The organism is Vibrio sp. zbq_1, assembly GCF_043102935.1.
Taxonomy (GTDB): domain Bacteria; phylum Pseudomonadota; class Gammaproteobacteria; order Enterobacterales; family Vibrionaceae; genus Vibrio; species Vibrio parahaemolyticus.
On the sequence record NZ_JBICJH010000015.1, the window covers coordinates 169,045 to 189,052 of the forward strand.

A 20,008-nucleotide genomic window follows, 5' to 3' on the forward strand; every position below is an offset into this window, starting at 1 on the left:
AAGCCATACTAATCTCACAGGATTCGGTCGTTACAGAGTGAAAACTATGATTGCAAACAAACTTTGGAATCAACTCCTCTAGTCATGCAATTGATATGATGCTCAAAATTGAACATCAACGATTATTGAGTCGGTATAAGTGCCCGCTGGAGGGGTATTTTGGCTTGTCATTATCTGCGCGCGATAATTGTAGTTCTGTGGAGTGATACCATCTGGAATGGCATCGCCAGTATCGACATCGCTCTGTTCGCGGCGCTCAGCACCAGCCGAGCCCCAGCGCTCCGTCGATGAAGACTTATAGATTTCATATTCCAAATAGTTACCATCAGATGCCATCCTTCGTTGGCCTCCTGAAGCATTTACGCCATCGTTTAAACCAATGGTGAAGGAACTGTTCTTGGTACAAGTTAACGATATAACCTGACTAACGGGATCGAAGCCCGCCACCAATGGGGATGAACCAAAATCAATATCCGGCGCGGTTATCATACAGTCGGGAGTCACTTCCAACTCGACCGTAATAGTACTTTGAGCACTCCCCTCAGTCCGCATAATACATACTCCTGGCAGACCTACGCCCTTGCAGTAATTCCAAGTCCAAGACGCCATAATTTGGTCTGTATAAATTCCGGCCGAAAGGTTACTTCCAGCTCCCGTCCGAGCATAAAGAGGGAACTCAACTTGGTCTCCAAACAGCCCCAACAAATCTAACAAGTCGGTGTCTGTGAAAGTGTACAATTGGCCAAAAACATACTCTTCTGAAAGGCTTGAATCGCCAAAGATCTGATAGTTAATTACCGAACTGGCATCTCCTTGGGTGGTCATCTGCCCACCATTGAGGCTGGTAAATGTGACGGACACATAGTCGCCACTCAACAACGACACAAGTGTCGAAAAGTCACACGTTATCCCGGCATGAGGCTGAGCTGAACTTTGTTGCTGAGTGCTCGACACCGTAAATGAAGAAACATTGCCAAACTGGATTGAAGGTGTTAGCGCCGTGATCTCACATGCCATTGTCGAACAGGAGAAAAAGAGAAGTAGACTAGCCAGCCAGCGATGCAAAATCATAGTGCCGCCTCATCTTCTGTTTTGAGGCAAACCAGACTATTCAGTGTTTGTATTTTTTGACTCTCGCGCTCATACAACCCTTCAATTGAAACTTTACATGGTGACTGCCCTTGAGGATAAAACAGAATGTAACTGCCCGGGTCAACGCCTTCAAAGTAGGTAAACCCATCCCACCCAATTTGACTGACTAATCCTGTCTCTGAACGCCCAAACGTGCCAAGCGGCAGGACTAGGTGATTTTCATCCACAACGGTCATACTCAATGCAATTTGCAGCTCAATGGGAAACTCTAATAAATAACCGTAACCTGCATGTATCGAAGCGAACTGCTCTGTCGTCGAAAATGCCGCATTCGCTGGTAAAGTGAGTGGGTCAATTTCATATTTGGCGGTGTAATACGCGGTAGCCCAAGGCACTAGCAAATAGCCATCCTCGTCAGTCACGCCAACAATTTGGTTTTCATATTTAACCGGAATACCGTCAAAACCGCTGGTGCTGACCACGGCAAAGCTGTCATACACTTCGTTAGCAGGGAAGATTTTGCCATCCAATATCGAGACTGAACCCGCCATTTCCGCAAAATAATCATAATTCCCACTGGTGCCATTGAGCCCTCCTCGAAACTGAGCCCACGAGGCACGATAGGTCAAATCGGCTTGCTTACGGTTTTCAGGATCTTCATTGAGGTCATGAGCTAAATTGATACCCCACCCACCTTTTATAGGCGCGAGGCGACTGTAACCAACGCGTCCTCGCACATCGCCATCATCTTCCCTTTTCAGCGTTAAGCCGGCACTGCCGCCAAGCGAACCAAAGGGCAACGAGAACTGCGCTAATGTCACTGCCTGACCACCAATACTGTGGTTGTATGAGAGCGACATATTGATATCAAAAGGCAGAGCATAACTGTACGTAAGATTGAGTGTACGCGAGCTAGAATCGGTTTGCTGAATATCGAAATAGCCACCGGAAAGTGAGCCCCAATCCCCTAAGCGTACTCCCATGTTGACTTGCGATACATGACGAGACTTCAGCGATGCCTCCTCCCCTTTATTAAGCTTCTCGTAATTTGGCAAATGCGACAGGGTATAGAAATCAGCTTGCTCCACTTGCGTTCTAGCAGCGAAGCTAAACAACCTAGATTGGTAACTGTAACTCAGCGCGTATGAGCTGGATTGGTCTTTAAAATTACTGACTCGAAAAGAGGCATCTACCGTACCTAAGTTGAACGCATTACTAACAAAACCCAGCCCCGCAACAATTAGGTCATCTTTTGCTTCAGCTTGCGTTTCCAAGGTTAACCAATCCGTCATGCCATGACGCATCGCTACAACAACGCCACCAGCACCATATTCATTCGATGCGTTTCCAAAATCTTCTCTGAGCGCACCAATACTGGCACTGTAGGAAGTAAATCCTGTTTTCAACAAATCGGAAGAGAGGAAAAACGGGCTGGTCATGACCGTTTGTCGGCCTTGAGCATCAGTCGCAATGACGGTTGCTTCACCCGCGCCAGAGATCATAGGAATGTCGTTAATAACGAAAGGGCCTGGCCCGACGGCCATTGAGTCGGTTTTAAAGCCATTGATGAATAAATCCAAGGTCGTGGGCGCAGTGACCTCACCATAAAACGCTGGCAATGGCGTCGTCACTACGTCGGGGCGCATAGAAAAATCATGCGACAACTGAATGCCCGCCATTCTCACCGGCTGACTCCAAGACAAAGGACGGACGATGTAGTCCCCGACTTCCAAACGAAGTCGTCGCGCCTGATTGGCGTACTCATATCCTGTATCGAAACGGGTGTATTGACTGCTTTGCTGAGACTGAACATCGCGATGAAAATTGGATTTAAATATTCCCGTTGTAGAAAAAACGCCAAACTCAGAAAAGGCTCTGATTTCATGATCGATAGAAACCTCCTTTTGTTGGCTTTCGTTTTCATACACACCAAAAACGTTGTAGTTAAACAGTCCCCCACGACCAAACTTAGCTGGAGAAAATCGCCCCATATCGTGTGCAGATAAACTCTGCATCGGCAGCCAGTTCGGCGGAACGTCGATCGCCAGTTGCAGTGACGATTGCAAATAACGCACGTTAACCCCAGCGATGGAAGAAACGTCAATCCTGTCTTCCGTTCCTGGCAACGATTTGGCCGTAACGCCAACCGCTATTAGATCTTGCCGCTGGAGAAAGTACTGCTCGCCAATGCGCTCGACTTCGGTAATATGCCCCGTCGCTCTTTGATTGATCACCAATTCTAGTTTCAAGCTAATATTGTTAAACTTATCAAAAGAAAAGTTTTCAGGACTCGGTAACTCAGAAAAACTGTTGGGTGAGTTCGCACAAAGGCCAATATTGCTCCACGCCATACTTAGTAATCCAACCCAAAGCAAGACATACATTTCATTGCGTCTGTTCATTATTATCATTATTGCGTCAATGGTATTTTGTAGCGTTTACCTCCAATATTCGCACTCAAACTCATATTGTTTATATTCTTATATGAAATAGGCCAAACCTTATATTGCTCTGGAAGAATATAACCGGCTAATCCTTCAGAAATCATTAACGGTTCTTTATTCGGAGAATCCAGTTGTAAATTCACCAGACGCACATGATGATTTCCTGAGTTTTTAATGTGAATAAAGCGTTGATTATTTTTCTTAATCAATTGAGCTTGCAAACCATTCCACAACTCACTGTCCTTATTCTTCTGTTGAGTATTGTTAAGTCCTTTTCCATAGATAAATAAGGGGATGGAGTAGCGCATTCGAACTTTAACAGCGAGTTCATTTTCCATCGAATCGGTTAGAGGGTCGTGAGTTGGAGGCAGTTCATCGATGATCACTCGGTAAGCGTACTCTTTACCTGCTGTGGCTTCATCTTGATTGAGGATGCGAATCAGCTGTTTTTCACCAGGTTCAATTTTGACAAATGGTGGCGTGGCAATCAGTTGATTTTGATTAGAATAGTTATCTTCACCTTCATTTTGTCCCCATTTAAAAATCCTCACTTGTAAGTAAGAATCAACGTTGCCTTTATTCACCATCCAAAGGTATGTCGCATTAGTCTCCGCTGTTATTTGGGGGTAGATCGGCCAAATTAATAATGAATTGGCGTTAGCATTGGAGATAAAAACAAAAAGGAAGGTCGCTATTAATAATGATTTTTTGAGTATGAATTCCATTTCATCCCTCCGAAACATCACTTACCACTCCAAGGTCAGCGTAAGCGTATCCATATAAATTCCGGCTATTTCATTCCCATTTATTATTGCCTTTGCCCAGATAGGAAACTGAATATTATCTGGGTCTTGCGTGGTATCGACGGAATATCGTGTATCGATATCAAGCACTTGTGTGTAATCCAGATCCTGAAACAAAAAGTAGTCTACCGTCGTGACCCCTTCGCTATGCTTTAACTTGCGCACACCATCCGATGAATTCAGCCCACCGTTTAGAGAAACATTCATCGCAATACCCGGAGTACAACTTAATGTAAGTGATGAGCTGTATGTGACACTGCCTTGTACTTCCGCTGCATAAACAGAAGAATGTTCACCAAAATCCAACGTTCCTATTTGTCCAGCTTGCGTTGCGCTCTCTTCTTGTACTGCGCCATTAATCAAACAGCCTGTGTCTACTGTTGCTGATACTTGAAAGGTTTCTGTCACATCAGCCAGCACAGTTGAAGAACACCAACTCATCACGACAAGTGAAAAGCCTCTAACAACCAGCGTCACGGTTTACCAGCTTAATGTCACACTGATTGTATCTGAATACGATCCCGCAGTGCTGCTCGTACCGTAAGCTTTCGCAAAAAGCTCAATGGTCTGAGCCGTTGCGGTCGTAAACTCAGTAAGCGCCACCGTTCCATTTTGCACGATTTGGGTATTTCTGTCTGAATCGGTAAACAGCTTATATTCGATATACTCGGAACCATTCGACATCGCGTAGGAGCCAGCTGCTACACTTCCGTCATACAAACCAGTGCCAAGTGTAAAGGTCGGAGTCACGCCGTTACTACAGAGCACTTCAATGCCCGTCGCGCTGCCACCATTGACCACAGCATCTTGCTCAGTAAAGATCGCTGGCACGTCGCCGAAATCAAGTAAACCAAAACCAATACCAGACGCAGTATCTACCGCATTATTTCCGTTGATCACACAACCTTGTACAAGGTTAATGGAAACATCAATGGTGCCGCTCACTGAGGCGCCGTTTGCTTGCCAACTGAATGACGTTAATAACAGAGGCATCATCAAATATATTCTTTTCATATAAAGCTCCATTTTCTAACATTCCACTGTATATCGATGATTGTTTTATTAGTTATAGCTCAAGTATGACAAACTAAATGCATATAAAATACGAAACATATAAAAGAAGTAAGTTAGGTATAAAAACAGGCACGATTAAAAAACAAATAACTACAAAAGGAGATTTTTACAAGATATAAAACCACAAAATACCCTTAAAAATAAAATGGTCATTTGGTTATTCTAAATACAGAAAGTGAAGCTTTACTGAAGTTTCAGAAGAAAATAAAGTCGATTTGAACAGAGTCGAGCAGGAAATTGGTTATTAAACGGCAGTAAAATTCTAGGCTGAAATTAAGAAAATGGACGAAAAAGATAGGGCTAAAATAAACAAAAAAGCGCCCCCTTTTGGAGCGCTTTTCTTACTAGAACTGATTATTCCCAATCAAGAATAACTTTGCCCGACATGCCAGAGCGCATAACGTCAAAGCCTTCTTGGAAATCATCAATCTTGTAGTGGTGCGTGATGATTGGCGATAGATCCAAACCAGATTGAATCAGCGAAGCCATCTTGTACCACGTTTCGAACATTTCACGGCCGTAAATGCCTTTGATAACCAGACCTTTGAAGATCACTTGGTTCCAGTCGATACCCATGTCTGATGGTGGAATACCCAACAGAGCGATACGACCACCATGATTCATTGTTGTTAGCATTGAGTTGAATGCTGCTGGGTTACCCGACATTTCAAGACCTACGTCGAAGCCTTCTGTCATGCCTAGTTCAGCCATTACATCTTCAAGCTTCTCTTCAGCCACGTTTACTGCACGAGTTACGCCCATTTTACGAGCAAGCTCGAGACGGTATTCGTTTACGTCTGTGATAACTACATGGCGAGCTCCAACGTGTTTAGCAACCGCTGCCGCCATGATGCCGATTGGGCCAGCACCTGTGATCAGCACGTCTTCACCCACAAGGTCGAAAGAAAGTGCGGTGTGTACTGCGTTACCAAACGGGTCAAAGATAGACGCTAGATCGTCAGAGATCTCGTCTGGGATCTTGAACGCGTTGAACGCTGGGATAACCAAGTATTCTGCAAATGCGCCTTCACGGTTTACACCCACACCGATAGTGTTACGGCATAAGTGAGTACGGCCGCCACGACAGTTACGACAGTGACCACAAGTGATGTGACCTTCGCCAGATACGCGGTCACCGATTTCAAAGCCACGAACTTCCTGACCAATCGCAACCACTTCACCCACGTATTCGTGACCGACAACCATAGGTACTGGAATTGTCTTTTGTGACCATTCGTCCCAGTTGTAAATGTGTACGTCTGTACCACAAATCGCGGTTTTCTTAATTTTGATCAGAATGTCGTTATGGCCAACCTCAGGTTTGTCTACTTCGGTCATCCAAATGCCTTGTTCAGGCTTTAGCTTTGATAGTGCTTTAATTTTCATAGTATTCACCAAATATTGCCCCGCTCAGTGCGAAACAAAAAATCTCTATAAGGTTCATCATCACTCAACAATGCGGGATAAAAGGCTTAACCCAATGAGCCTGCTCCAACGGAGATTTGGGCAAGCCTTTGTCATCAAACCGCATCAACATGAGAGATATCGAACTTAGATAATGCCCATGTCTTTACCAACTTGGATGAACGCATCGATCGCACGATCTAGCTGCTCACGAGTGTGCGCTGCTGACATTTGAGTACGGATGCGCGCTTGGCCTTTTGGTACTACAGGGAATGAGAAGCCGATTACGTAGATGCCTTTTTCTAAAGCACGCTCAGCGAACTCCGCTGCAACTTTTGCATCGCCCAGCATGATTGGAATGATCGCGTGGTCTGCGCCGCCCATTGTGAAACCTGCTGCTTCCATACGAGCACGGAAATGCGCTGCGTTTTCCCATAGACGGTCACGTAGATCGCCGCTTTCTTCTAGTAGATCTAGAACGCGGATAGAAGCGTTTACGATTGCTGGTGCAACAGAGTTAGAGAATAGGTATGGACGAGAGCGCTGACGTAGCCAATCAATCACTTCCGCTTTACCAGATGTGTAGCCGCCAGAAGCGCCACCCATTGCTTTACCTAGCGTACCAGTGATGATGTCGATACGGTCAACCACATTGTGGTACTCGTGCGTACCTGCCCCCGTTTTACCCATGAAGCCAACTGCGTGAGAATCATCAACCATCGTCAATGCGCCGTACTTCTCTGCTAGGTCACAGATAGCTGGAAGGTTTGCTACTACGCCATCCATAGAGAACACACCGTCCGTTACGATAAGGATGTGGCGAGCACCTGCTTCTTTCGCTGCGATCAGTTGTTGCTCTAGCTCTTCCATGTTGTTGTTTGAGTAACGGAAGCGCATTGCTTTACATAGACGAACACCGTCAATGATTGAAGCGTGGTTCAGTGCATCAGAAATGATCGCATCTTCTTTACCAAGAATGGTTTCGAACAGACCTGCGTTTGCATCAAAGCAAGAGGTGTAAAGAATCGTATCTTCTTTACCGAGGAATTTAGAAAGCTTTTGTTCTAGCTCTTTGTGGATGTCTTGAGTACCGCAGATAAAACGTACTGATGCCATGCCGAAGCCGTGCTCATCCATGCCAGCCTTACCCGCTTCGATAAGCGCTGGATGGTTTGCTAGGCCTAGGTAGTTGTTCGCACAAAAGTTCAGTACTTCTTCACCTGTCGAGATTTTAACAGCGGCTTGCTGTTGAGAGGTAATGATACGCTCTGCTTTGTAAAGACCTTCAGCCTTCACTTCTTCAATTTGCTGTTGAATCTGTTGGTAAAATGCAGAAGACATTCGCAATTCCTTCCTGGTTGTTTTGACGAGTTTTCACTCGTTTCGAATTTGGTTTAGCCTTTACGTGACGGGCGTCACAGGCCATCAGCTATCAATTAATTGTAGTGTAAAACAAGGAAAGGAAAACGATTATCCCTCAAGGTGGAAAAGCATTAATGAATTTGAGGAACAAATAACATCAATGCTTTTCTATGAGTTTGTATTGAAAGGAGTTATGACCAAGTAGGTTGGTTTAGAAGTTGCTTAAACTCCTTCGCTGGCACAGGGCGGCTATAGTGGAAACCTTGGCCGAACTCACAGTTTAGCTCGTTGAGATAATCCACATGGCGTTGCTCTTCGATACCTTCTGCGACAATTTTAAGACGCAAGGCTTTGGCCATAGCAATGATCACGTTGACCAGTTCACGATCAGAGTCGTTCTCAAACACGTTTTGCATAAAACTGCGGTCGATTTTCAGACGGTCAAACGGGAACTTCTGCAAGTAACTCAGTGCAGAATAGCCCGTACCGAAGTCGTCAATCGTCAGCTTGGTACCCAGCGCACGTAGGTTATCCAGCATGTCTACCAACTCATCATCATGGTTAAACAACAAGCTCTCGGTTACCTCGACATCAAATTGCTCAGCAGGCAAACCCGATTCTTCTAAGCTTTGCCTGATGAACGCCAATAAGCGATCACAATAGCGGAATTGAACGCTAGAGAAGTTCACCGATACAAACAACGGCGAAATGGATTGCCACTGTGCTGCTTGATAACACGCTTGCTGAATGGCGAACTCGCCAAGTTGATGAATCAACCCATTTTTCTCTGCAATCGAGATGAACTCTTCTGGATTGACGAAACCAAACTTCTCATCGTTCCAACGCATCAATGCTTCTGCGCCAACAATTTTACCGCTTTTCAGTTCGATGATTGGCTGATAGTACATTTCGAGCAGTTGGTTCGAAATCGCATTACGCAAACGACTTTCTAGATCCAAGTAACGCTGTAGATCTTGGTTCATGTTGTGGTTGTAGAAGCAGAACGCATCGCGGCCATCTTGCTTCACGCGGTACATCGCCATATCGGCACACGCCAACAGTTGCTCGGCGTTATCACCGTCGTCTGGGAAAACCGACATGCCGACACTGCCTGTCAGGAAAAACTCGTGATTATTCCAAACAAACGGTTCACTAAAGGCCGATAACACACTCGAAGCAACGCGCTTCGCGGTATCGTTATCTGGTAAATCTGGAATCACCAACAGGAACTCATCCCCACCGATTCTGGCGAGCAAATCGGTTTTTCTCGCGACGTTTTGAAGACGCTGAGCACTGAGTTTGAGAATTTCATCCCCGACAAAATGCCCCATAGAATCGTTGATCTGTTTGAAGTGGTCCAAATCAATAAACATCACCAATACTTTTGACCCCGTACGAGATGCACGGATAAGCTCCAGCGCCAATCGTTCTGAGCCATAACTGCGATTTGGCAATTCTGTTAAGGTGTCGTATTTGGCTTGGAATGCGAGCTCTTTCTCCGATGCTTTTCGGCGCTCTATTTCTTTGGTGAGTTTGTGGTTTTGTTGAGAAAGAATATCTTTACGCTTTTTCTCTTCCTCAAGCTTAATCTTTAATTCCAATTTATTATTGTTTGCGACAAATGCATAACACAGCGCAATAACAATCATCACGGCGAGAATACTTAGCCCAACAATAAAGAGTCGAGAAGTAAAAATATCTCGCTCGTTGAGCGGTTCAAACCATGCCATCAATTTAAAGTGATGTTGTTCCACTGGCACTTCGAAATATATTTTTCCATCCAAAACTTTAGAAAGAAAATGATTCTCATCTGCATTAGTGGTTGAGTTTTTAGTGATAGAATCCCACACCACCATTTCAACATCTTTTATTTTCAGCACCATGCGACTGTAGCTGTCTTCGTGCTCTTGATTGGTTAATTGCTCAATAACAATATCTTTATTGATGTCCGCAATTAAAAAAGCCACTGGTTTCCCAGAAAATTTGACTTGCTTAATCACTTGAATCCGAATGTTGTCGCCATCACGAGTGGCACAAACTTCTTCCGGATGCCCGTGTTGGGTCATCAAATCATGAATATCCATTGGCTTGAGATCTTTTGGGCCAGTCGTGACGATGGTTGTTCCGTCACTGCCCACCAGCGTTAACTTGTTGTAGATGTTGCTACTGTTGATCAACTTGCCGTCAATCTTCTCATCAAATCTACGTTTTAAGTTGATTAAACTTGCACCTAGGCCATATTCCATCGACATACCAGATGCTAAGTTTGCAAAAAAAGTTTGAACGGTTTTGTCACTCGATAAATTATCTACGTCTTCACTTGCGATAGTAAATAAGTTGTCTAGTGTGCTTGCATAGCTTTTTACTTTTAAATCCAGCTCTCTATATTGAGAGTCTTTTAATTTATTCTGTCCAAGACTTGTAACAACAATAAGTATCGCTAAATAAATAGAAACGATTATTGCGCTTATCGTTATTATCTTTTTACTGGATATTTTTTTAACAGCCTTTTTCATCGAATTTTCTTACTATCTTCTAAGAAGTAATCGTTATAAAAGTAGTAAATGGACGGGTAGTATTTTTTAACGAGCTTTTCATACGTCCCATCTTTTTTAATAGAGTCTAAATAACGATCAAACGCTTCGCGTAATTCCGGTGAATTTTTACGGAACGCAACAGCCATTTTTTGATTTTCAGAAACAGGGCCAATGACTTTTATTTCTCCCGGCCATTTTTCTAAAGCAATTAATGTGTCTGCTACATCCAATAAGGTACTTTCAGCATCATTTTTCATGATGGCAGGTACCATTTCGTTTAGGAGTCGTTTGCCATCGGGCAAAATCACTTTGGCACCCGTGTCGTACAAGTCGTAAAGGTTCGGGTCTAGGCACGAATGCTCTAGCGCCAACACTTCTCGTCCATCGATCAACTCTTTCACTGTCTTGACGTCTTCGTCGATCGAGCCACTTGGCTTAATTGGACTTAAACTTGAATCGGTACGAGAAACAAGCCATACCGCCGATGGGAAGTAGTCCTGAGAAAAGTCCAATACCTCTTCCCGCCAATCCAAAATCGTCACGCCATTGGCTATCAGATCACCCTCAATTGGCACACTGCCACCCACTACTGCGCGGTTGTGTCGGTATTGAACATCTTGACCTGTCAGCTTACCGACCATGTCACTCCACTGAGCCGGTACGTACTCATATCGCACACCTAACGAGCTCGCAAATCCTTTTACGATATCGACATCTAATCCTGTCAGCGTGTGCATTTCACCTTGCTCGATGTAAGAAACAAAGTTGGCATAAGGCACACCGATATGACGAAGCACACCACGTTCACGGATTTCTTTAAGGTCATTAGACCAAGCCGAAGAAGACATCACGGACGCGGCCAAAATCGCCACTGCAGTGATGGTTCGTTTAAGTGTTTTGACTGACATTGTGTATATCCTTCCCTTCAACAAAGCGCCCATAAATGGGCGCTTGAGTGATAAACAACGACGTTAGAACGAGTAGTACAGATCAGCAATCGCTTCGACCAATCCTTCTACATCTCGCTCATCATGGAACAAGTGTGTAGAGATACGAAGCGCGTACGTGTCGTGTCCATCATCTTTGTACAGCTTGAAGTTCGTTGTACGGATGATGTAGCCATATTCTTCACGCAGACGGTCACGGAACTCAGTCAGGATTTCTTCGTTCGTCACATCATAAAATGGGTTGAACGTCGTTAATCCACTCGTCAGCCCTTCCACATTTGGCGAGAACATTTTCGCATGTGGCAGCACGTCTTGGAGTGAGGTTTTACATTGGTCACTCAACGTTAGAATGCGGTCTTGGATTCGGTCACGACCAATCTCATCCCACATTTTACAGCTATCAGCCAGCGCTTGTTTAGCTGGGTAGTTGTCGTTACCAATGTACTGCATTTGGATTTGCTTACCTAAGTAATCCGCATGAGAAAGCGACGAGTTTATCAACCACAATGGATTTTCACGGTCGCTCCAGTATTCGTTCAAACGATTACCGTTGTCGCGCACGTATAAAATGCCTGTTGCGCCCGGGCCACACTGCCATTTATGGCCAGAACCAGAGTAGAAATCACAATCCAGATCATGTAGGTCAAGATCGAACATACCCACCGTGTGAGCACCATCCACTAACGTTGGAATTTGGTGCTCTTTTGCAAGAGAACAAATTGCCTTTGCTGGCAGCGCAGTACCGGTCTTGTATGTGATGTGAGAGAACACAATCAGGCGAACATTGTGGTGCGCTTCAATAGCGTCACGGAATGCTTGAATGTAGTCTGCTTCAGAAACGTCTTCAGTACCTGTAAACACTGGTAACTGAATTTCCACGACTTCTACACCAAAGCGGTGTTTTACAACATTCAGCGGAGATGTCGCTGCAATATGTTCGTGGTGTGTAGTAAGAATCACGTCTCCCGGCTCGAAATGCAGACCATTAATGATCGAACATAGACCGTCAGTCGTGTTGCGGCTTAAGATGATTTCATCAGCATTTGCGCCAAAACCTGGTGCAATCTCTGCGATCATGTCTGAAACGTAAGGGAACTTACCAAACTTACCTTTCATGTCCCATGGGAACTTCGCCACTAATTTGTTGTTGTCTTCATAGCCTTCAAGAACATGTTTCGGCATTGAGCCTGTTGTACCAATGTTCATGTAAGTCGTTCGTTTATCCAAAACGAACTGCTTTTGCACTTTACGCCAAAAACGCTTATCGTGCTTTCTACCTAGCCCGCGGCTGCTCCAATCAATTTTCTGTTCTCGAGCTTGTGCTACACCTGAAAAAGCAGAAGCACCAACACCAGCTACAACGGCACCCGTTGCACCTTTAAGAAAATTACGTCGGCTGCGATTAGTCTGAATAGAATCCTTGTCGCTCATTTTTTCGATCCTTGTCGGAAATTAGCCATATTATTAATTTTTAAACGCGTAACTATCTGTTACTAAAACATTATTACCTATTCAAACCAGACTTTAATTTTTTACTCTGCCATTAAGTGACTTTAGTTCCACTTTTTTAGCTTATTTGATGACATAAGCAACAGTTTCGCTTCCAACCAATAAACAACTGAATACATATTAAAATATTCATTAAATTGACTATTTTTATGATAAACGCTTAATAATAGTTTTATCTATAAACAAACAGTGAGCTTTGTTATAAATTCATTAAAAATTTAACTTTGTATTAATTAGAAAATTCAGCGTCATATTTGTTCAACTGCGACTATTCTTTTTATAACCAAGTAATCTCAATATGTTAAGTTTCATAAAATGGCTTGATGTTTAAATGAACAGTTAATTTTTAGACCATATATAGCGAGATCTAAAGTAGTTCAAACAAATGTACGGCCTAACTCTTAGCTGCGAGAACAAACCACTTGGATATACGCTCAAATGAATACTTTATAAAGAAGGAAATCGCATGTTAAAAGGATTGCTGTGCATCTCAGCGGCGGCTGCTTTCGTGATGACACCAAACGCGTTGGCCCAATCAATCACCATGACCGATTTGGGTACTAACCAAGCCGTCGGTACGGTGGAATTATCAGAGAGTGACTACGGAATTGTATTCACGCCGAATCTGTCAGGAATTCCAGCCGGACTACATGGTTTTCACGTCCACGCTAACCCATCCTGTGACAGTGCAGAAAAGGACGGTAAAACCGTAGTAGGTGGCGGTGCGGGTGGCCATTACGACCCAGACAATACTGGCCAACATGGTTTTCCATGGACCGATGGCAACCATCTTGGCGATCTGCCAGCGTTGTATGCCGACATGGAAGGAAACGCCAGCCAACCGGTTTTAGCTCCGCGCCTCAAAATGTCTGATTTAAAAGGCAGAGCCTTGATGATTCATGCCGGTGGGGACAATCACTCGGATCAACCAGCCAAATTAGGTGGCGGCGGTGCGCGCATTGTGTGTGGCGTGATCGATTAAATCATGATCTGTCTAATTCACACTTCCTCATGCGGCAGGAAGTGTGAATCGTTGTGTATACTGATGCGATGTCGCATCGGTTTCAAGATGACTGTGATGCAGCATTAAAATGGACTGGACAATTTTAGTACCAATGCCTAGCGCGCCAGCTTGCGCATTCAGCTCTATTTGGTTGGAAAAAGTAAAACGAACTTGAGATGTATTATCGCCCCGTTTTACATCGCAACTCACGGTCGCATCCGACGGACTATGCCGAAGTGCATTTTCCAATAAATTCAATATCAATCGTTCTAATAACCCCTTATCCCCTATCGCTTGGAGTGGCTCATCTACGGTAATGTTCAACGTCACGCCTTTACGTTGAAACTGACTTTGCATAGTTTCGGCGCATTCTGCCATTAGTTGGCTAATATCAATCGGAAGATACTCATAGCTCGGTAGCGGAGCTTCTTGTTTTGCCACATCCAACAGAGCGTGCAATTGCTGGGAGAGTTTTTCACTGTTGCGAAACGCCACTTCAATGAGCGGATCGGGGTCAGGATGCTGCAAACGCCAAGTTTCCAAATACCCAAGCACACTCGAAAGCGGCGTTTTTAAATCGTGGCTCAATTGCAAAAGACTTTGGCGGCGATGAGAGGATTGATATTCAAGTTGTAAAAATTGCTGCTGGATGTGTTTTGCCATCAATTGATAAGAGCGAGCAATCGGCACTAGCTCCGGCACTTGATGTGCAAAATCGGGTTGTAGGCGAAAGTCGTGTTCGGCTTGTTTTTGCAGTTGATCGGTCACACGTTCAATCGGGTTTAACAAGCTGCGCTTAACCAAGAAATATGAGCCAAAAGCGAAACCTAAAATCGAAATGAGCACTAAACCCGCAAGCGCCAAGTACGGCGAATCCACTTGAGCGTTGGCAATGGCCGTATGACGAGAACTCCCGATCACCACGTACAAATAACCAATGGTTGAGCCAAGCTCCTCTATCGCTGCGACAGAAAAGACTTTATGTTCATCACGATTACGCGGGTCATCGCCTAGAATCGGGAAAGGTTCTCCACTGAGAAACTGACGAATAGGAGCCAGATTCACCGCTCCCATCAATTCCGTCCCTTCTGGCGCTGCGTGCGTAGTAATGTTGCCTTGACTATCAAGAAAATAGATTTCGAAATCAGGCCCTATCAACATGAGGGTGTGGAAAATCGACTTGAGCGCTTTGGGATTATAGTCCGTACCAATCATGAGCGGATTGTCATCCCGCATGTGACTGGCGAGATCTTGATGTAAGCTTTGCTTGGTGCGAAGCTCAATGGTCTCTTTTTGCCAATTGTAAGTCAGCGCAATGGCCGCCATCGCCAAACAAAACCAAACCGTGGTGAATACCACCAAACGAGATTTGAAGCTCATCCTATCGCCTCCTCACACCGCCTATTATGGGCGCGGCTGAAATTTGTACCCAACACCCCAAACCGTTTGAATAAAATGATGCTCTGAGTCCGACAACGACAGCTTGCTGCGCAAGCGATTAATGGTGCTACAAACCGTGTGATGGTACCCAGCATGATTGGTGTTCCAGACATGATCCAAAAGCTCGTCCTTACTGTAGACTCGACCGGGACGAGTGGCGAGAAACTGTAGTAAGGTAAACTCGGTTGCCGTCAGCGCGACGTCTTTATCGTTGAGCGAAACCTGATGCAATTGGGGAATGATCTTCAAATCACCAAAGTTAAGTGCCCCATCTTTTGCTTTTTCTGGAGTCGGCTTTTCAGCGACTTGATTAACGCGCCGAAGTACATTTCTCACCCGAGCTTGAAACTCTAAAACACTAAACGGCTTTGTAATGTAATCATCGACGTCAGCTTCCAACCCATCCACTTTATCCATCTCACCGTCTCTTGCGGTCAACACCAAAACCGGCGTCCAATCTTGCTGCTGGCGCAAGTGATGGCAGATATCTAAACCATCACCATCGGGTAAACCTCTGTCGAGGATCACCAAATCAAACGACTGCTGCTGATAAGCATTTCTACCCGCTGCAACGCTGGATTCTCGACTGACTTGATGCCCCTGAAACTTGAGATGCATTTGAACCAGTTCGGCCAAGTCATCATCGTCTTCAATCAACAATATGTTCGCCACCACGTTGGTTGTATGCCGTTCCATGATCCTTTCCTTGTCTGGGAGACGCCTCATTCTGCAAATGACCGGAACGGAGCCGTATTTCTTTCAACAAGGTCAGCTTTCAACAAGGTCAGATTCCCACAAGGTCAAAAAGTGCTCTGGTGGTGGAATGAGGGATAAAAGCATGAACAAACACTTTTAGGAAAGGATCCGCCACCAGAGCAGGTGAGTTATTCAACGCGCGTGATCGTGACCTTCGCTCCAGGATTTAGAAAACGATGGTTTGCCAACAAGGTTGAATCCGCCAGTCCATCATCATGGCTGATGACCCCAGCGTGAAACGCGACCGCATCATTCATATCGTTTCGGGTTGAGTTAAACCCTTCTCCGCCACCCGCTGGGCCGGGAATCGTGGCTGCCAATTCATCATTAAGCTCTGTGCCAGAATCCCACACGTTCATGTTCATCTCGTAACTGTCACCCACTGCGAGTGACTTGAGCGATAATCCCGTTTCGCCAACAAAGGCATCATTAGTGTTCACGAGCATCGAAGCCAGCGACAAATAACCATAACGATGAGGATTGACTGTGATGGTGACTTCGTCCGATGAGCCCGGCAGCAGCAAACCGTTACCAGAGACACCTTGGTAGACGTTGTCGTCACTGTTCATCAGAGCAATCAGCTCGGCATTGCTGCCACCCTCGGCTAAGTGTTCTAACTCAACCGACGCACTTTGACCAATTTCGAATAGCTGAAAATTGCTATTGTGAGTCAGCACCGCCAATGGAGACATCGGTTGATTCGCCGTTAAGTTCTCGACATTCACCGTATATCGGTATGACTTCGCGACATCATTATCGTCATCATTCGGACAACCAGCGAGCACTCCGACAGAGGCCGCTACCAGTAAGATTTTGTATTTCATACCTCCTCCTTACTTCACAACAATTGTGATGGTTGCAACTGGGTTTAACCAACGATGATGACTGCTATCGAGATCACTCTTGCCACCAGCCGGCTCGCTGTCACCCAAATTACCCGGATGAATGTGAACCTTGTCGTTGCTCACCGCCGTTTCTACGCCAGCACCACCGCTACCGAAGGTAATAAAAGGAGGATTAGGAATGCTGGACGCTAACTCATCGTTCGCTTCAGTGCCCGCGTCGTAACTGTTCAAGGTCGCTTTGTAAGTGCCCGCTTCGGTTGGAATTTTCCAACTATCTAAGCCGACAAAACCATCATTGGTTGGCAATAACATCGCGCTAAGTGAGAGGTAACCGTGATCGCCACTATCCAAAGTAAACGTGGTCGCAGCGCCCGGATTGAGAATACCGCCCGCAGGATTTTCTACGACTGCGCCGCCTGCGTTGCCAATCACGGTCGATAATCCAGAAATATCCCCACCTTCAGCCATCGCTTCAAGCTCTGATGTGGCGGATTCTCCGACTTTAAACATATGTAGATCTGAGCCATGCGCCGCGACGATAAGCGGTGTAAAGTAAATGCCTTTGGTTGCGTTGGTAACCGTAATTTCTAGTTCCGTCGCTTGAGCTGATGCCGCGCCAACCGCCAGAGCAACAGACGTCATGACAAGACTAAGTTGGGTACGTTTTTTCATTGTGAATCCATCCTTTTATGAGAGTGAAACCCAAGCCCTTGAACATCGTCTTTTGTTGGCTTGAGCAGCATTGCTTTCGAACGTTTGTCATTCTTGTCTTTAAGCATGACGAGCAAATATCTCGGTAACTTCATCGAATTCTCATAAAATTCTCACAACTTCTTATCTCTTTCATTCCGTTATAAAATAGCGCCCATCAGTTCCCCAAACGCACATTAAAATGCTCAACAATTTACTTACTGCATACTATGGAGAAATCTACGGTATTGCCTTTTTCAGTCACTCTCTCAACAACTACAAACAGGCAGAGCAACGCGCGCTTTGGCAAACTTTAGTCGACGTGGAAAAACTGACCGCTGAAAAACTCAAACCTGTTTTGCAAGCACATGGAATGGAGATAGAAAACCGTCATCAAGAAATGATGGAAAAAGGTCTTTCCGATGCAGAAAAGTGGATCGATTTACCTTGGTCCAAGCTGGTTGCCACGCTACTCAATTGGGTTGAGCCGTACGAAGTGACATACCGAGAATGGCAAACACTCGCGATAGAGAAGAATTCAAACGCTGTCAATTTTCAAACTGCATTTGATTTTGTCGCAGAACATGAAACCGCTATTTATCAATGTTGGCAGCGTTATCATGCTAACGAGTCTGGGTTGCCGATTCTTCACGCCTTTTTGGCAAAATATCGTTAAAGCGAGACTGGCACACTTGCACCTCGTAAAGCCCTGCCAGACAATACTTTTAATACGCCGCGTAGAACGGAATCTTTATGGTTAATCCAAAACTCATTGCTCTACTGCCCGATTTGGCCTCCTTTATTTTGGTGGTCAACGAAGGCAGTTTTACTGCCGCAGCCAAACAGCTTGGCGTTACCCCATCTGCGTTAAGCAAACTGATCACCCGTTTGGAGCAAGCCCTCAACGTGAAGTTGTTTGAACGCACCACGCGCAAGCTGATCATTACTCAAGCAGGGCAAAAAGTGTATGACCAAAGCATTGCGATGGTTAATGCCGCGCAGCAAGCCGTTGAGCTATCTGCGGAAGAACATGCAGAACCAACTGGCGCGCTCACGGTAGCGGCACCAGAGGCGTTTTTAAACTCGGTCTTGCAACCGTTTGTACTGCCTTTTTTGCAACGTTATCCAAAAATTCAGCTCAAGCTGCGCGCTGCCGACGGGGAAATCGACCTGTTTCGTCAGGGCATTGATGTTGCTTTTAAGCTCACCGATAAACCGGATGAAAATTTGGTGCTCAAAGAGATCAGCAAAACCAATCTGGTTTTGTGTGCGTCGCCAGACTACCTCGCACAAAGAGGCATGCCAGAACATCCGACGCAACTTGAACAGCACGACTGTATTTACCTAGCAGAAAACGACAAAGACAACATTTGGTCGTTTTTTAAAGAAGAGGCGTTTCATTCCATTGCGGTCAGTGGTCGGTATGCGGTCAACCATTCGCAAATGCGCCTAAATGGCGTCAAAGCAGGTTTAGGGATTGGCATCTTCCACGATTTCGTGGTGAAAGAGGCATTAGAGCGCGGAGAAGTGGTCGAAGTGTTGTCCGATTGGATGATCAAAAGTAACTACCACGGTGCGGTCGCCATGCAGTACGCACAAACCAAATACATGCCTGCGCGTCTGCGTGTATTTCTCGACTTTGTAAACGAACATCTCGTGTCTAAGGAACCCAACCATGTTTAATGCGATTCATCACGTCGCTATCATTTGCAGTGATTACCCAACATCAAAGCATTTTTACACCGAAGTGCTAGGGCTAAAAATCATCGCAGAAAACTATCGTGAAACGAGAGATTCCTACAAACTCGACCTTGCGTTGCCGGACGGAAGTCAAATCGAGCTGTTCAGCTTTCCCGGCGCACCGGAGCGACCAAGCTTTCCGGAGGCGCAAGGCTTGCGACATTTGGCGTTTCAAGTCGACAACGTTGAAGAAGTAAAAACGTACCTCGAATCCAAACACATCGCTGTTGAACCCATTCGCATTGATGAGTTTACGGGAAAAGCATTTACGTTCTTCCAAGATCCCGATGGCTTACCATTGGAGCTTTATCAGAAGTAAAAAGAGCCAGCAATTCGCTGGCTCTTGTTTTATACCAATACAA

General features: G+C 45.2%; 18 protein-coding genes. 4 read left to right on the forward strand and 14 right to left on the reverse strand.

The annotated features are described in order from the left end of the window. Positions 1-102: 102 nt before the first annotated feature. The 10 genes from ACF8CV_RS08695 to ACF8CV_RS08740 all read right to left on the reverse strand — a co-directional run bounded on the left by ACF8CV_RS08695 (position 103) and on the right by ACF8CV_RS08740 (position 13,094). Positions 103-1,071, reverse strand: a complete 969-nt coding sequence (locus ACF8CV_RS08695) for a spore coat U domain-containing protein (RefSeq protein WP_138938083.1) — start codon at positions 1,069-1,071, stop codon at positions 103-105. Next, positions 1,068-3,443 (reverse strand): fimbria/pilus outer membrane usher protein, encoded by a 2,376-nt coding sequence (locus ACF8CV_RS08700; RefSeq protein WP_171055954.1) that lies wholly within the window; start codon positions 3,441-3,443, stop codon positions 1,068-1,070. The genes ACF8CV_RS08695 and ACF8CV_RS08700 overlap by 4 nt, the downstream gene beginning before the upstream one ends. A gap of 59 nt (positions 3,444-3,502) precedes the next feature. Next, positions 3,503-4,261, reverse strand: a complete 759-nt coding sequence (locus tag ACF8CV_RS08705; RefSeq protein ID WP_171055944.1) for a molecular chaperone — start codon at positions 4,259-4,261, stop codon at positions 3,503-3,505. Positions 4,262-4,282: 21 nt separating this feature from the next. After that, positions 4,283-4,780 carry a spore coat U domain-containing protein gene (locus ACF8CV_RS08710; RefSeq protein WP_031809938.1) on the reverse strand — a complete coding sequence of 166 codons (498 nt, stop codon included), beginning with the start codon at positions 4,778-4,780 and terminating at the stop codon, positions 4,283-4,285. Between the two features lie 39 nt (positions 4,781-4,819). Next, positions 4,820-5,365, reverse strand: coding sequence for a spore coat U domain-containing protein (locus ACF8CV_RS08715; protein WP_005462880.1), 546 nt, complete (start codon positions 5,363-5,365; stop codon positions 4,820-4,822). 402 nt (positions 5,366-5,767) lie between these two features. Next, entirely contained in the window at positions 5,768-6,799 is a 1,032-nt protein-coding gene (gene tdh, locus ACF8CV_RS08720; protein WP_005478141.1) for an L-threonine 3-dehydrogenase, read from the reverse strand. A 165-nt stretch (positions 6,800-6,964) separates the two neighbouring features. Beyond that, positions 6,965-8,158 carry a glycine C-acetyltransferase gene (locus tag ACF8CV_RS08725; protein WP_005485813.1) on the reverse strand — a complete coding sequence of 398 codons (1,194 nt, stop codon included), beginning with the start codon at positions 8,156-8,158 and terminating at the stop codon, positions 6,965-6,967. Positions 8,159-8,370: 212 nt separating this feature from the next. After that, positions 8,371-10,695 (reverse strand): bifunctional diguanylate cyclase/phosphodiesterase, encoded by a 2,325-nt coding sequence (locus tag ACF8CV_RS08730; RefSeq protein WP_129147361.1) that lies wholly within the window; start codon positions 10,693-10,695, stop codon positions 8,371-8,373. Beyond that, the gene (locus tag ACF8CV_RS08735; protein WP_005462861.1) at positions 10,692-11,624 is read right to left on the reverse strand and encodes a transporter substrate-binding domain-containing protein; all 933 of its coding nucleotides are present in this window, start codon (positions 11,622-11,624) and stop codon (positions 10,692-10,694) included. Before ACF8CV_RS08735 ends, ACF8CV_RS08730 begins: the two co-directional genes overlap by 4 nt. Positions 11,625-11,687: 63 nt before the next feature. Next, positions 11,688-13,094: an aminotransferase class V-fold PLP-dependent enzyme gene (locus tag ACF8CV_RS08740; RefSeq protein WP_005478185.1), complete on the reverse strand. Its 1,407-nt coding sequence runs from the start codon at positions 13,092-13,094 to the stop codon at positions 11,688-11,690. A 544-nt stretch (positions 13,095-13,638) separates the two neighbouring features. On the opposite strand from ACF8CV_RS08740, the gene sodC reads away from it, so the two are divergent. Continuing rightward, positions 13,639-14,154 carry a superoxide dismutase family protein gene (sodC, locus tag ACF8CV_RS08745; RefSeq protein ID WP_025557730.1) on the forward strand — a complete coding sequence of 172 codons (516 nt, stop codon included), beginning with the start codon at positions 13,639-13,641 and terminating at the stop codon, positions 14,152-14,154. A gap of 27 nt (positions 14,155-14,181) precedes the next feature. On the opposite strand, the gene ACF8CV_RS08750 is transcribed toward sodC, so the two are convergent. The 4 genes from ACF8CV_RS08750 to ACF8CV_RS08765 all read right to left on the reverse strand — a co-directional run bounded on the left by ACF8CV_RS08750 (position 14,182) and on the right by ACF8CV_RS08765 (position 17,888). Then, the gene (locus ACF8CV_RS08750; protein WP_138938085.1) at positions 14,182-15,555 is read right to left on the reverse strand and encodes a sensor histidine kinase KdpD; all 1,374 of its coding nucleotides are present in this window, start codon (positions 15,553-15,555) and stop codon (positions 14,182-14,184) included. Positions 15,556-15,579: 24 nt separating this feature from the next. Continuing rightward, complete coding sequence (locus ACF8CV_RS08755) at positions 15,580-16,311, reverse strand: response regulator transcription factor (RefSeq protein WP_171055945.1); 732 nt, start codon at positions 16,309-16,311, stop codon at positions 15,580-15,582. A 188-nt stretch (positions 16,312-16,499) separates the two neighbouring features. Further along, positions 16,500-17,195 carry a spondin domain-containing protein gene (locus tag ACF8CV_RS08760; RefSeq protein ID WP_138938087.1) on the reverse strand — a complete coding sequence of 232 codons (696 nt, stop codon included), beginning with the start codon at positions 17,193-17,195 and terminating at the stop codon, positions 16,500-16,502. A 9-nt stretch (positions 17,196-17,204) separates the two neighbouring features. Beyond that, positions 17,205-17,888, reverse strand: coding sequence for a spondin domain-containing protein (locus ACF8CV_RS08765; RefSeq protein ID WP_138938088.1), 684 nt, complete (start codon positions 17,886-17,888; stop codon positions 17,205-17,207). A 220-nt stretch (positions 17,889-18,108) separates the two neighbouring features. On the opposite strand from ACF8CV_RS08765, the gene ACF8CV_RS08770 reads away from it, so the two are divergent. The 3 genes from ACF8CV_RS08770 (at position 18,109) to ACF8CV_RS08780 (ending at position 19,965) form a co-directional block, all read left to right on the forward strand. Continuing rightward, positions 18,109-18,582 carry a hypothetical protein gene (locus ACF8CV_RS08770; protein WP_138938089.1) on the forward strand — a complete coding sequence of 158 codons (474 nt, stop codon included), beginning with the start codon at positions 18,109-18,111 and terminating at the stop codon, positions 18,580-18,582. 77 nt (positions 18,583-18,659) lie between these two features. Beyond that, complete coding sequence (locus ACF8CV_RS08775; RefSeq protein WP_020841459.1) at positions 18,660-19,589, forward strand: LysR family transcriptional regulator; 930 nt, start codon at positions 18,660-18,662, stop codon at positions 19,587-19,589. Further along, on the forward strand, positions 19,582-19,965 hold the full coding sequence (locus ACF8CV_RS08780; protein WP_021452955.1) for a VOC family protein: 384 nt from the start codon (positions 19,582-19,584) through the stop codon (positions 19,963-19,965). The genes ACF8CV_RS08775 and ACF8CV_RS08780 overlap by 8 nt, the downstream gene beginning before the upstream one ends. Positions 19,966-20,008: the final 43 nt, after the last annotated feature.

Coding starts and splice junctions, on each gene's coding strand:
- ACF8CV_RS08740 (WP_005478185.1), bottom strand. CDS start 13,094: ATGAGCGACAAGGATTCTATTCAGACTAATCGCAGCCGACGTAATTTT.
- ACF8CV_RS08770 (WP_138938089.1), top strand. CDS start 18,109: ATGCTCAACAATTTACTTACTGCATACTATGGAGAAATCTACGGTATT.
- ACF8CV_RS08755 (WP_171055945.1), bottom strand. CDS start 16,311: ATGGAACGGCATACAACCAACGTGGTGGCGAACATATTGTTGATTGAA.
- ACF8CV_RS08735 (WP_005462861.1), bottom strand. CDS start 11,624: ATGTCAGTCAAAACACTTAAACGAACCATCACTGCAGTGGCGATTTTG.
- ACF8CV_RS08780 (WP_021452955.1), top strand. CDS start 19,582: ATGTTTAATGCGATTCATCACGTCGCTATCATTTGCAGTGATTACCCA.
- ACF8CV_RS08700 (WP_171055954.1), bottom strand. CDS start 3,443: ATGGCGTGGAGCAATATTGGCCTTTGTGCGAACTCACCCAACAGTTTT.
- ACF8CV_RS08695 (WP_138938083.1), bottom strand. CDS start 1,071: ATGATTTTGCATCGCTGGCTGGCTAGTCTACTTCTCTTTTTCTCCTGT.
- ACF8CV_RS08775 (WP_020841459.1), top strand. CDS start 18,660: ATGGTTAATCCAAAACTCATTGCTCTACTGCCCGATTTGGCCTCCTTT.
- tdh (WP_005478141.1), bottom strand. CDS start 6,799: ATGAAAATTAAAGCACTATCAAAGCTAAAGCCTGAACAAGGCATTTGG.
- ACF8CV_RS08765 (WP_138938088.1), bottom strand. CDS start 17,888: ATGAAAAAACGTACCCAACTTAGTCTTGTCATGACGTCTGTTGCTCTG.
- ACF8CV_RS08725 (WP_005485813.1), bottom strand. CDS start 8,158: ATGTCTTCTGCATTTTACCAACAGATTCAACAGCAAATTGAAGAAGTG.
- ACF8CV_RS08705 (WP_171055944.1), bottom strand. CDS start 4,261: ATGGAATTCATACTCAAAAAATCATTATTAATAGCGACCTTCCTTTTT.
- ACF8CV_RS08750 (WP_138938085.1), bottom strand. CDS start 15,555: ATGAGCTTCAAATCTCGTTTGGTGGTATTCACCACGGTTTGGTTTTGT.
- ACF8CV_RS08730 (WP_129147361.1), bottom strand. CDS start 10,695: ATGAAAAAGGCTGTTAAAAAAATATCCAGTAAAAAGATAATAACGATA.
- ACF8CV_RS08710 (WP_031809938.1), bottom strand. CDS start 4,780: ATGAGTTGGTGTTCTTCAACTGTGCTGGCTGATGTGACAGAAACCTTT.
- ACF8CV_RS08760 (WP_138938087.1), bottom strand. CDS start 17,195: ATGAAATACAAAATCTTACTGGTAGCGGCCTCTGTCGGAGTGCTCGCT.
- ACF8CV_RS08715 (WP_005462880.1), bottom strand. CDS start 5,365: ATGGAGCTTTATATGAAAAGAATATATTTGATGATGCCTCTGTTATTA.
- sodC (WP_025557730.1), top strand. CDS start 13,639: ATGTTAAAAGGATTGCTGTGCATCTCAGCGGCGGCTGCTTTCGTGATG.